This window comes from Rhodococcus sp. 114MFTsu3.1, assembly GCF_000383555.1.
Classification (GTDB): domain Bacteria; phylum Actinomycetota; class Actinomycetes; order Mycobacteriales; family Mycobacteriaceae; genus Rhodococcoides; species Rhodococcoides fascians_E.
In genome coordinates, this window is record NZ_KB911544.1 from 80,182 (window position 1) to 92,503 (window position 12,322).

The window sequence follows — 12,322 nt, forward strand, 5'->3', positions numbered from 1 at the left end:
CGAGGGCACACCGCAGGTCGAGGGCACACCGCAGGTCGACGGCACACGGCAGGGAAGGGCGCAGCGTTTGAAGAACAACAGCACACGCAGCAGGATGCCTACGGAGTGGGAGTCCGGGTCCGACGACTGGGAGTACATTCCGTTGCGACTGCCGCCCGATGTCACGCGAGTGACCGCATCCATGAGACTGGCGATCCAAGCCGAATTCGGTGGTTGGGAGCTCTCTCGCGTGCGCCTCTACACCGACGGCAGCCGGAGAGTACTGCTCAAACGTAAGAAGACTGCCCACCACATCCCGGATCCGGGAATCTAGGTCGAAAGAAGGCTCGTGTACCGCGCTCTGCTCCGCTTGATGTTCCTTGTCTCCCCGGAACGCATTCACCATCTCGCGTTCTTCGCGATGCGCGCAGCAACGGCGTGGTCACCGATCCGCGCGCTCGTGGCGAAGGTCCTCGTCGTGAGCGATCCGGCGCTGAGGAGCACCGCCTTCGGCGTCGACTTCCCCACTCCACTCGGGCTCGCCGCGGGATTCGACAAGAACGCCGACGGAGTCGACGTGTGGGGGCCGCTCGGATTCGGCTTCGCCGAGATCGGCACGGTGACCGCGCAGGGACAGCCGGGCAATCCGCAGCCACGACTGTTCAGGCTGCCCGCCGACCGCGCACTGATCAACCGCATGGGTTTCAACAATCACGGCTCCGGTCATGCGGCGAACGCGCTGCGCCACCGCCGAGGAGGAATTCCCATCGGGGCCAACATCGGCAAGACGAAGGTGACCCCGGCGTCCGAGGCCGCCGCGGACTACACCGCAAGCGCGACTCTCCTCGGGCCGCTCGCGGATTTCGTCGTCGTGAACGTCAGTTCCCCCAACACCCCTGGTCTTCGCGACCTTCAAGCGGTGGAATCGTTGCGCCCGATCCTGTCGGCGGTCCAATCCGTCGTATCGGTGCCGGTGTTGGTCAAGATCGCTCCGGACCTGCTCGACGAGGACATCGACGCGGTCGCCGACCTTGCCGTCGAACTCGGTCTCGACGGAATCGTCGCGACCAACACGACGATCGGCCGGTCCGGTCTGCGGACGCCCGTCGACGCGGTGGACACCATCGGCGCAGGAGGGCTGTCCGGCGCGCCGTTGGCCGACCGGTCCTTGGATGTCCTCCGGAGGCTGTACGCGCGTGTCGGAGGATCCATCACACTCGTGTCGGTCGGAGGAATCGAGACACCCGATCAGGCCTGGGATCGCATCACGGCCGGAGCGTCGTTGATTCAGGGCTACACCGGCTTCATCTACGGCGGCCCGTTCTGGATGCGGTCGATCAACCGAGGAATCGCGAAGCGGCTCCGCGCGGAAGGATTCAGCACACTCTCCGACGCCGTGGGCTCCGCGCACAGGTGAGTCGAACCACGGCACCGCCGGGCAGCTGCACTGCCGAACTGCGCCCGCTCCGCCCGCTCGACAGCGGGCGGAGCGGGCGCAGTCGCTGAATCAGGCTTCGTAGGTAGCGGTCAGCAGCGCCCTGCCGATCGCGTGCGAGAACAGGTTGAACCCGAGGTACGCCGGCGTCGCGGTCTCGTCGACCTCCAGTCTTTCCACGTCGACGGCGTGCACCGCGAAGATGTAGCGATGCGGCCCGTGACCGGCCGGGGGTGCGGCGCCGATGTAGCGGAACAGCCCCGCGTCGTTCTTCAGCGTCACCGCGGTGCTCGGGATTCCGGTGCCACCGTCGTCTCCTGCGCCGGAGACGAGCGACGTCGTCGATGCCGGGATGTTGGCCACTGCCCAATGCCAGAAGCCCGAGGCGGTAGGCGCGTCCGGGTCGTACACGGTGACGACGAAGCTCTTGGTCCCGTCGGGGAAGCCCGACCAGGACAGTTGCGGTGAGTTGTCGTGGCCACCTGCACCCATGATGCCGCTGACCTGTTGCGTCGCCAGAGTTCCACCGTCGGTGACGTCCTCGGACGTCAGCTCGAAGGTGGGAAGCGACGGGAGTGATGCATAGGGGTCGTACGTCACGTGATCAGCCCTCTCGAATATTGCTTGTCAGCTGTGGAGCAAGAAGTGTTCCAATACCTGTGTACCGAACTCGAGCGAACTGACCGGTACCCGCTCGTCGACGCCGTGGAAGAGTGCCGCGAAATCCAGCTCGGGCGGCAGCTTCAGTGGCGCGAAACCGAAGCACCTGATGCCCAGCTTCGCGAAGGCCTTCGCGTCGGTGCCGCCGGACAGCATGTAGGGAACGGTTCGACCGTTCTCGTCGTGCGCGAGGACTGCATCGTTCATCGCGTCGACGAGGTGCCCGTCGAACGTCGTCTCGTAGGAGTCGAGCTTGGTCACCCATTCCCGCTCGACGTTCGGGCCGATCAACTCGTCGACCTCGCGCTCGAACTCGGCTTGCCTACCGGGAACCACACGGCAGTCGACCATGGCTTCCGCGGTCTGCGGAATCACGTTGGCCTTGTACCCGGCCTTCAGCATCGTCGGGTTGGCGGTGTCCCGAAGCGTGGCACCGACGATCCTGGCGATGCTTCCGAGCTTCTGCAGGGTGCCGTCGAGGTCGGGCGACGTCGGGTCGAAGTCGAGGCCCGTCTCCTCCGCGACCGCGGACAGGAATTCTGCGACCGAGTCGGAGATCACGAGAGGGAACGTGTGGTTGCCCAACTTCGCCACAGCTTCCGCGAGATAGGTGACGGCGTTCTCGTCGTGCAGGAAGGATCCGTGGCCTGCCCTCGCCTTCGCAGTCAGTTTCATCCACCCGAGGCCTTTCTCCGCCGTCTCGACCATGTAGAGACGCTTCTCGGTACCGTCCGGCCGGGCGACGGTCAGCGAGAACCCGCCTACTTCACCGACAGCTTCGGTGACGCCTTCGAACAGGTCGGGACGATGCTCGACTAGCCACTGCGAACCCCACCGACCGCCGTTCTCCTCGTCGGCGAGAAACGCGAACATGATGTTGCGCGGCGGCACCGTTCCGTTGGATTTGAACTGGCGCGCCAACGCGAGTGCCATACCGACCATGTCCTTCATGTCCACGGCGCCGCGGCCCCAGACGTACCCGTCCTCGACCGCGCCGGAGAACGGGTGGACGCTCCAGTCCGCCGGCTCCGCCGGGACGACGTCGAGGTGACCGTGAATCAGCAACGTCCCTCGGTTCGGGTCCGCGCCCGGAAGTGTCGCGAAGACGTTACCTCGACCGGGTGCACCGGATTCGACGTATTCGGTCTCGTATCCCACTTCCCGAAGCTTCTGCGCCACCCACTCGGCGCATTCCTTCTCGCCCTTGGTCGTCGCCAGTTCGCCGGTGTTCGACGTGTCGAATCTGATCAGCGAACTGACGAGGTCCACGACCTCGTCGAGCGCGGTGGTGCGGACAGAACTGACAGGTGAATTATCGGAAGAAGACACACCACTTTCCTACCACCAGTCTTCGGGCCTCGGGCGAACTGACGTGCGGATTTGGGCGATCGGGCACCCTTGCTATATCTTTGTCGAGCACGCAGCGAGCGGGTGTGCGAACAATTGAACAACATCTGGTCCGAGTGGCGGAATGGCAGACGCGCTAGCTTGAGGTGCTAGTGTCCTATTAACGGACGTGGGGGTTCAAGTCCCCCCTCGGACACCAGGGATCGCAACGATCCAAGATTTCTGAGTTGAGACAGACGACATAGACCCCGATTCCAGCGGAATCGGGGTCTATGTCGTTGTGGGCCTGCGTTGACGACGGTGTGGGCGCAGCGCGAAAGGACAGATCGATGAACGACCCCGAGTTCGACACCCCGTCCGACACCGAGTCCGACGCCGTGTCGACCACCGCGGAGGGAATCGATCCCGCTGATCTCGAGGCGTGTCTACGGGTGTTGAGGCAGGCCGGATCGTTGGATAAAAATCATCCTGATTCCATTGTCGTGCAAAGAGCCTCGGGTCAGCTTTTCAAGGACTTGAAGCGCTCGCGGCGTATCGCCGCGCGCAACGCGAAGTCGGAGGCCGACCGAGCCGTCGTCGCTTCGACTGCGACCGGTTCGCCGGATCGTATCGACGACGAGACGGCCGGACTGTCGCTGACGGCACGCGCGTCGGGCGAGTACGCGGGCACGCTGATTCGCGCGCGGCCGTGCTACATCTGCAAGCAGCGCTACACCCTCGTCGACGCGTTCTATCACCAGTTGTGCCCGGAGTGCGCGGCGTTCAATCGCGGAAAGCGTGATGCGCGTACCGATTTGACGGGGCGACGGGCACTGCTCACCGGCGGGCGCGCGAAAATCGGCATGTACATCGCTCTGCGACTGTTGCGCGACGGCGCGCACACCACCATCACGACCCGCTTCCCGAACGACGCGGTTCGACGATTCTCGGCGATGGAGGACAGCGCAGACTGGCTGCATCGTCTTCGGGTCGTGGGCATCGATCTCCGCGATCCGGCCCAAGTGGTGGCACTGGCGGATTCGGTGGCCGCGGAGGGCCCGTTGGACATTCTCGTCAACAACGCCGCGCAGACGGTGAAGCGCTCCCCTGGTTCCTACAGCGCACTGATCGACGCGGAATCCGAAGCCCTACCCGCGGGTTCCGACGTCGCGACCATTTCGTTCGGTAAGACCAGCGAAGCGCATCCGGCATCACTCGCCAAATCATTGCCGCACAGCGACGAGGGCGCCGTGTCCGGCGAGGCGCTGTCGGCCGAGGCGGTCAGTTCCCTTGCGCTGATTGCAGGTTCGGCCACCGCCGAGCGCATCGAGAAGGGTATCGCGATCGATGCCGGTGGCCTGGTGCCGGATCTGGCGGGAACCAACAGCTGGATTCACACGGTCGAGCAGGTCGACCCTGTCGAGTTGCTCGAAGTGCAGCTGTGCAATTCGGTGGCGCCGTTCATTCTGGTGTCGAGGTTGCGTGCGTCGATGCAGGCATCGACCGCCCGGCGCAAGTACATCGTCAACGTCTCCGCGATGGAAGGCCAGTTCAGCCGCGCCTACAAGGGCCCCGGCCATCCGCACACCAACATGGCGAAGGCTGCGCTGAACATGCTGACGCGCACCAGCGCCAAGGAGATGCTCGAGCACGGAATTCTGATGAGTGCTGTGGACACCGGCTGGATCACCGACGAACGACCCCACCCGACGAAGATGCGTCTGGCCGACGAAGGCTTCCACGCACCGTTGGATCTCGTCGACGGCGCAGCTCGCGTCTACGACCCGATCGTGCAGGGCGAGCTCGGCGTGGACCTCTACGGCAAGTTCCTCAAGGACTACCAGCCGTCGCCCTGGTAGTCCCGTTCGCCGACGTTTGCCCGGCCGTACTCACGGATATACGAGATCCTCGGGGTACGACACGACGGGACGGTGGTCTTTCGATGGGTGACGATGTCGAGCAGCGCAAGTTCACCCGGCAGGACCGGCATCGATTCCGACAGAAGGTGCAGGACTGCCTCGACGCACTCGCGATCATGCTCGCGGACGAGACGTTCGACGTCGGCGAGCCACAGATCGGCATGGAAGTCGAACTCAACCTCGTCGACGAGAGCATGGCGCCGTCGATGGCCAATGCCCAGGTGCTCGACGCCATCGCCGATCCCGATTATCAGACCGAGCTCGGGCAGTTCAACATCGAGATCAACGTGGCTCCCAGGCCGTTGTCCGGCAGCAGCATCTCGGATCTCGAGGCGGATCTTCGCCGCTCACTGAACGAGGCGGACCGACGTGCCCGTGAATCGGGAAGCCGCCTGGTCATGATCGGGATGCTGCCGACGTTGGCAGAGAAGCACTTCGAGCATCGATGGCTGTCCGCGAACCCCCGCTACGACCTGCTGAACCAGCAGATCTTCGCCGCCCGCGGCGAGGACATCGAATTGCACATCGGTGGGGTCCGCTTGCCGGGCGCGGACGAGCCGGAGGAACTCAGAGCGATCACGGACACCATCCTGCCGGAAGCCGCCTGCACGTCCGTCCAACTCCATCTTCAGGTTGCACCCGAGAACTTCGCCGCCTACTGGAATGCCGCTCAGGCACTGGCCGGTGTCCAGGTAGCGCTCGCCGCCAACTCACCGTTCCTGGCTGGACGCGCATTGTGGCACGAAACGCGGATTCCGCTGTTCGAGCAGGCGACCGACACCAGGCCGCAAGAGCTCAAGAATCAGGGCGTACGCCCCCGGGTCTGGTTCGGAGAACGGTGGATCACCTCGATCTTCGACCTGTTCGAGGAGAACTCGCGGTACTTTCCGGCTCTCCTCCCCGTCTGCAGCGACGAGGACCCCACAGCCGTTCTTGCCGACGGTGGTACGCCGTCGCTGTCGGAGCTTCGCATGCACAACGGCACCGTGTACCGGTGGAATCGGCCGATCTACGACCGATCCGGTGGAGGTCATCACATTCGCCTCGAAAACCGCGTACTGCCCGCCGGCCCGTCCGTAGTCGACACCCTCGCCGACGCTGCGTTCTACTACGGCACGGTGCGCGCCCTCGCGGACGCCGATCGCCCCCTGTGGAGCCAGATGTCGTACGACGCCGCCGCCGAGAACCTGCATTCGGCCGCGCGTGGCGGCTTCGATTCTCGGCTGTACTGGCCCGAGGTCGGCTGGGTCAGCCCGCAGGAGTTGATCCTGCGGCGGCTGCTCCCCATGGCCGACGCCGGGCTTGCGGCATACGGCGTCGGGGCCGACGTACGCGATCGCTATCTGGGTGTGGTCGAAGCCCGCTGCCTGAGCCGACGGTCCGGCTCCGTCTGGCAGCGCGACGCCGTCGTCGCGCGCGAGAAGGCGGGACAGACGCGCGAGGCAGCACTCGCGGGCATGTTGTCCGATTACGTGACTCTGATGAGCGAGGGCGATCCCGTCCACACCTGGCCGCTCTGAGGCATACCATTCCCTCATGTTGTATCGGGCGATCGCCGACGTCACCGTGGTGGTCCACCTTGCCTTCATCGCCTATGTCGTGGTGGGTGGATTCGTCGCCTGGAAGTGGCCGCGGACGATATGGCTGCACGCCTGCGCCGCGGCCTGGGGGCTGGCGTCCGTCGCCGTCGGGATCGACTGCCCGCTGACCGCGCTGGAGAACTGGGCGCGCGTGCATTCCGGGGGCGCAGCGCTGGTGTCGACCGGTTTCATCGATCAGTACCTCACCGGAGTGATCTATCCGGACAGCGCACTCGCCGCGGTCCGAGTTGCGGTCGCGGTCACCGTGGTGGCGTCCTGGGCAGGGTTCGTGGTGCTACGCACCCGCTCACGGACGGTTCTTCGACTCGGTCAGTGATACGCGTTACTGTCCAGTACATGACCTCGACCGAGCCGACCGATCAACCATCCACCGACCGCACCTACGACATCGTGGTCTACGGAGCCACCGGATTCGTCGGCCGCCTCACCGCCAAGTACCTCGCCGAGCACGCACCGAGCGGCACCAGAATCGCCCTCGCTGGACGTTCGCGGCAGAAGCTGGAAGCGACACGGCGGTCACTGCCGGGTGTCGCCACCGAGTGGCCGCTCGTCGAAGCCGACTCGACCGACACCGACGCGCTGCGCTCACTCGCCGAGAGCACCCGTGTCGTGATAACCACTGTCGGCCCGTACGCCAAGTACGGCCTACCGCTGACGACGGTGTGCGCCGAGGCCGGGACCGACTACGTGGACCTCACCGGCGAGGTGTTGTTCGCACGCAAGAGCATCGATGCCAATCACGAGATCGCGCGGCGCACCGGTGCACGCATCGTCCACTCCTGTGGGTTCGATTCGGTCCCTTCGGATCTCGGCGTCCACGTGCTCCACGCTGCCGTCGCAGCGGATGACGCAGGCGACCTGACCGACACCACGCTGGTCGTCACGTCGATGCGCGGTGGAGTCAGCGGTGGCACCGTGGATTCGCTGCGAACACAGATCGAGGAAGTCAAGAAGGACGGCTCACTCCGGCGCCTCGCAGCACGGCCGTACTCGCTGAGCCCCGACCGATCGACGGAACCCGACCTCGGCCGCCAGTCCGACGTGGTGCTGGTCAACGGCAAGGACATCGCGCCGGGCCTACGCGGATGGAAGGCGCCGTTCGTCATGGCGTCGTACAACACACGAGTCGTACGACGAAGCAACGCACTGCGGGACTGGGCCTACGGCACCGCGTTTCGATACCGCGAGGTCATGTCGGTCGGATCCTCCATCGCGTCGCCCGTCATCGCCGGCGCGGTATCCGCCGGGCTCGGCGCGATGGTGCTCGGTATGACCTTCCTACCCAAGCCCGTCCTCGACCGCATTCTGCCCAAGCCGGGTGACGGGCCGAGCCCCTCCGCGCAGGAGAACGGTCACTTCACGATCGATGTCTACACCACCACGACCACCGGCGCGCACTACCGGTCGCGAGTCAAGGCCTCGGGCGACCCCGGATACAAGGCAACCTCGGTGATGCTGGGCGAATCCGCTCTCGCGCTGGTCCACGACAGGGCCGACCTGCCCGGCGGCGGGGGCGTTCTCACCCCGGCGACCGGCCTCGGTGACGCACTGGTGAACCGGCTACGTGCTGCCGGATTCGAGATCTGGGCCAAGAAGGTCTAGAGGGACCGCGTGGCCGGCGTTCGCCTCAGGCGGCGGGCGCCGGCAGCGCGGAAGCCTCGGAGTACAGCTCCTTGGCCTCGTTCGGCGAATCGACCTGGGGCGGGGATCCTTCCAGAGGTTGAGTGGCGGACTCCTTCAGGAACCCGACCGCGACCAGACCGATCACGCCGGTCAGGATCAGATAGAACGCCGGAATCATCGTGTTTCCCGTCGCGGTCACCAACGCGGAGGTCACCAGCGGTGTGGTGCCGCCGAAGAGCGACACCGACAGATTGAAGCCGATGGACAGTGCCGCATAGCGGACGCGCGTCGGGAAGAGCGCAGGAAGCGTCGACGCACTCGGCGCGGCGAAGCACGCAAGTACGACGCCGAGAACGAGACATCCCACGAGCGGCCCGAACCACCCGGTCTGCTGAACGAGCAGGAAACACGGTATCGCCAGGACGATCTGGGCCACCGCTCCGAACACGAACACCGGTTTGCGGCCGATCCAGTCCGTCAGCCGACCGACGCCGACGATGATCGACACCACGATCACCATCGCCGACAGCACGAGCAGGTCGGCGCTGAGTTGGCTGCGACCGACGACCTCGGTGAAGTAGGTCGGCAGGTAGCTCGTCACCATGTAGTTGGTGACGTTGTACAGCAACACGATTCCCATGCAGATCAGCAGTGCACGCCAGTGCCTGGTGAAGATCTTGCCGATTTCGCGCGCTCCACTCTCCTGCTGCTTGACCTTGTTGTCGTGATCGTCGAGTTGCTTGCGGAAAGCCGGGGTGTCCTCCAGCTTCAGCCGTAGGTACAGCCCGATGATTCCCATGGGACCTGCGATGAAGAACGGTATGCGCCAACCCCATTCGACCATCGTGGCGTCGCCGAGGACGGCGTTGAGGATTGTCACCAGACCCGACCCCATCGCGTATCCCACGAAGGTTCCGAAATCGAGCCAGCTGCCCAGGAATCCGCGTCTCTTGTCCGGCGAGTACTCGGCGATGAACGTCGTCGCTCCCCCGTACTCGCCTCCCGTCGAGAAACCCTGAACGAGTCGAGCAACGAGCAACAGGATCGGAGCCCAGATGCCGATGGACGCGTAACTCGGGATGAGTCCGACGGCGAGTGTGCCGATCGCCATCATGATCATGGTCGCCGCGAGGACCTTCTGGCGACCGATCCTGTCGCCCAACGGCCCGAAGAACAGGCCACCGAGCGGACGGACCACGAACGCCGCGGCGAAGGTCGCGAACGTGCTGATCAGCTGGACTCCAGGCGACGCGTCCGGGTAGAACACCTTGCCCAGCGTGGCGGCGAGGTAGCCGTAGACACCGAAGTCGAACCATTCCATCGTGTTGCCGAGCGCCGCCGCGGAGACCGCACGCTTGAGCATCGGCTGGTCGACGACGGTGATCCCGTCCTCGGTCAGTCTCGGTTTACGGTGCATGAGTTTGGCGAACACACCGCGCCTGAGATGTTGGATGTGGTCGTGTCCCCACCGCGGATGCTCGACTGTCATTTACACAACGTTAGCCAGAGCAACAACCAGTCTTCAAACCGCGAACCGTGCCCTCGGCTCGATTTCCGCACGTATCGCCAGGTCAACGACCGGTTCCGCCAATTTTGTTGCCGCCAGGGACAATTGAGATCTATCGGGCAGATCGGACATCGCCCGATCTCGTGTCGACGACCCCGGCTCGACCGGTTCGCACGCGCGGAAGGCACGATGACACCGTGCCTGAATCCCAACCCGACATCCGCCCGACCGTTCCCCTGATCGTCGACGTCGACACCGGTATCGACGATTCGCTCGCGCTGCTCTATCTATTGGCAAGCCCGGAAGCGGACATTCTGTCCATCGCGTCCACAGCAGGGAACGTCCCGGTCGATCAGGTTGCCGCGAACAACCTCGCATGGCTCGACCTGTGCCGCGCGACGGACATCGAGGTGACGCTGGGCGCGCAGGCGCCTCTCGTCGCACCGCTGATGACCACGGAGGACACGCACGGACCTCAGGGCATCGGATACGCCGAGCTTCCCGTGTCGACGCGGTCTCTCTCCGACAGAGACGCCACGACGGCCTGGGTGGAACTCGTGCGCGACCGACCGGGTGAGATCACCGGACTGGTCACCGGACCGCTGACAAACCTGGCAACGGCCATTCGTGTCGAGCCCGACCTGCCGCGGCTCCTGAAGCGTCTGGTCGTGATGGGCGGGACCTTCTGGCATCCGGGAAACACGACACCGACAAGTGAGTGGAACATCGCCGTCGACCCGGAAGCCGCTGCGGAGGTGTTCGCTGCGTTCTCCGGTCTACCCGCAGATCGCCTCCCGATCGTCTGCCCGCTCGACGTGACCGAGACCATCGAGATGTATCCCTCGCACGTCGAGCGACTCGCAGCACGCGCCGGAAGCACACCGCAGGAGATCATCTCGGAATCGGACGCGCCCTGCACGAGATCGGCCGCGTCGAACCCCGTCGTGCGTCACTTCGCCGATGCCGTCCGCTTCTACATGCAATTCCACCGAGAGCACGATCAAGGATTCCTGGCCCACATGCACGATCCGTTCGCAGCCGCCGTGGCACTGAAACCCTCGATCGTCGACGTCGTTCCCGCCGTCGTGGACGTGGAACTGAACGGAACGCTGACTCGCGGAACCACCGTGGCCGATCGACGCGGGATGTGGGGCAGACCGAACAATGCGCTGATCGCGACGTCCACCGACCCGAAGGCCTTCTTCGATCAGTTGATCGACCGTGTCGGCGCACTTGCGGAACGCCTGTACCCGCGCTGACCGACAGGTCAGACGCCGTCGAACGCGTCGACGATCTCCTTCGCCGCCAGGGCGGCCGTGAGCGAACCGTCACGAACCTGTCGTTCGACATCGCCTCGTATCGCCCGGACTGCCGGATTGGACGCCAGTCGTCGCAGCAGCTGATCGTTGACCATGGTCCAGGTCCAGTCGACTTGCTGGGTACGGCGCTTCTCCGCGAACTGGCCCGCGTCCGACAACACCTGCTGGTGTTTCAGCACCGTGTTCCAGAAGTCGTCGAGGCCGATCTTCTCGAGGGCACTCATCGTCAGGACCGGTGGATGCCAGATCGCGTCGTGCGGGTAGATCATCCGCAGCGCCCCCGACAGCTCGCGCGCCGCACTCTTCGCCTCGATCGCGTGTTTACCGTCGGCCTTGTTGACCGCCACGAGGTCGGCGAGCTCGAGAACGCCCTTCTTGATCCCCTGCAGCTGATCGCCGGTCCGCGCGAGAGTCAAGAATGCGAAGCAGTCCACCATGTTGGCCACCGTGACCTCGGACTGCCCGACACCGACGGTCTCGACGAGGATGACGTCGAAACCTGCCGCCTCGAGGAGCACGATCGTCTCGCGTGTCGCCCGTGCCACTCCTCCGAGCGTCCCCGACGTCGGGGACGGCCGGATGTACGCGTCCTTCTGAACCGCCAGGTTCGCCATTCGAGTCTTGTCACCGAGAATCGACCCACCGGTCCTCGTCGACGACGGATCCACCGCCAACACCGCCACTCGATGCCCCTTGTCGATCAGGTACATCCCGAGTGCGTCGATGAACGTCGATTTGCCCACCCCGGGAACGCCGGTGATCCCGACGCGATGCGAGCCACCGGCCTTGGGCAGCAACTGCAGGAGCAGCTGCTGCGCCAGGTCTCGATGGTCGTCTCGCGTCGACTCCACCAGCGTGATCGCACGAGCCAACCCCGACCGTTCGCCGGACAGTACCGACTTCGCGACCGCATCGATGTCGATCGTGCGACCAGCTCTGTTGGGAGAACTCAT

The 12,322-nt window shown here is 64.9% G+C and carries 11 protein-coding genes and 1 tRNA gene; 8 read left to right on the plus strand and 4 right to left on the minus strand.

Translation table 11 applies throughout. From position 1 onward, the window contains the following. Positions 1 to 94 precede the first annotated feature (94 nt). Both H292_RS0100335 and H292_RS0100340 read left to right on the plus strand, forming a co-directional pair. On the plus strand, positions 95 to 313 hold the full coding sequence (locus H292_RS0100335; RefSeq protein ID WP_051127716.1) for a DUF5703 family protein: 219 nt from the start codon (positions 95 to 97) through the stop codon (positions 311 to 313). Positions 314 to 328: 15 nt separating this feature from the next. Further along, positions 329 to 1,396: a quinone-dependent dihydroorotate dehydrogenase gene (locus H292_RS0100340; RefSeq protein WP_020110086.1), complete on the plus strand. Its 1,068-nt coding sequence runs from the start codon at positions 329 to 331 to the stop codon at positions 1,394 to 1,396. A 90-nt stretch (positions 1,397 to 1,486) separates the two neighbouring features. On the opposite strand, the gene H292_RS0100345 is transcribed toward H292_RS0100340, so the two are convergent. Both H292_RS0100345 and H292_RS0100350 read right to left on the minus strand, forming a co-directional pair. Next, on the minus strand, positions 1,487 to 2,014 hold the full coding sequence (locus H292_RS0100345; protein ID WP_019666303.1) for a YbhB/YbcL family Raf kinase inhibitor-like protein: 528 nt from the start codon (positions 2,012 to 2,014) through the stop codon (positions 1,487 to 1,489). Positions 2,015 to 2,041: 27 nt separating this feature from the next. Beyond that, positions 2,042 to 3,403 carry a M20/M25/M40 family metallo-hydrolase gene (locus tag H292_RS0100350; RefSeq protein ID WP_080733931.1) on the minus strand — a complete coding sequence of 454 codons (1,362 nt, stop codon included), beginning with the start codon at positions 3,401 to 3,403 and terminating at the stop codon, positions 2,042 to 2,044. A gap of 128 nt (positions 3,404 to 3,531) precedes the next feature. Here H292_RS0100350 and H292_RS0100355 point away from each other — a divergent pair. From H292_RS0100355 to H292_RS0100375, 5 genes are all read left to right on the plus strand, one after another. Continuing rightward, positions 3,532 to 3,620 (plus strand) — tRNA-Leu (locus H292_RS0100355). 130 nt (positions 3,621 to 3,750) lie between these two features. After that, the gene (locus H292_RS0100360; RefSeq protein ID WP_230594247.1) at positions 3,751 to 5,259 is read left to right on the plus strand and encodes an SDR family NAD(P)-dependent oxidoreductase; all 1,509 of its coding nucleotides are present in this window, start codon (positions 3,751 to 3,753) and stop codon (positions 5,257 to 5,259) included. Between the two features lie 83 nt (positions 5,260 to 5,342). Continuing rightward, positions 5,343 to 6,839, plus strand: coding sequence for a glutamate-cysteine ligase family protein (locus H292_RS0100365; RefSeq protein WP_019666306.1), 1,497 nt, complete (start codon positions 5,343 to 5,345; stop codon positions 6,837 to 6,839). 16 nt (positions 6,840 to 6,855) lie between these two features. Further along, positions 6,856 to 7,236: a DUF2784 domain-containing protein gene (locus tag H292_RS0100370; protein WP_019666307.1), complete on the plus strand. Its 381-nt coding sequence runs from the start codon at positions 6,856 to 6,858 to the stop codon at positions 7,234 to 7,236. 20 nt (positions 7,237 to 7,256) lie between these two features. Further along, positions 7,257 to 8,522 carry a saccharopine dehydrogenase family protein gene (locus H292_RS0100375; protein WP_020110087.1) on the plus strand — a complete coding sequence of 422 codons (1,266 nt, stop codon included), beginning with the start codon at positions 7,257 to 7,259 and terminating at the stop codon, positions 8,520 to 8,522. Positions 8,523 to 8,547: 25 nt separating this feature from the next. Here the strand turns inward: H292_RS0100375 and proP are convergent, their stop codons facing one another. Next, positions 8,548 to 10,032, minus strand: a complete 1,485-nt coding sequence (gene proP, locus H292_RS0100380) for a glycine betaine/L-proline transporter ProP (RefSeq protein ID WP_019666309.1) — start codon at positions 10,030 to 10,032, stop codon at positions 8,548 to 8,550. A gap of 215 nt (positions 10,033 to 10,247) precedes the next feature. Between proP and H292_RS0100385 the strand changes: the two genes are divergently transcribed. After that, positions 10,248 to 11,309 (plus strand): nucleoside hydrolase, encoded by a 1,062-nt coding sequence (locus tag H292_RS0100385; RefSeq protein ID WP_170947573.1) that lies wholly within the window; start codon positions 10,248 to 10,250, stop codon positions 11,307 to 11,309. A gap of 8 nt (positions 11,310 to 11,317) precedes the next feature. On the opposite strand, the gene meaB is transcribed toward H292_RS0100385, so the two are convergent. Further along, on the minus strand, positions 11,318 to 12,322 hold the full coding sequence (gene meaB, locus H292_RS0100390; RefSeq protein WP_020110089.1) for a methylmalonyl Co-A mutase-associated GTPase MeaB: 1,005 nt from the start codon (positions 12,320 to 12,322) through the stop codon (positions 11,318 to 11,320).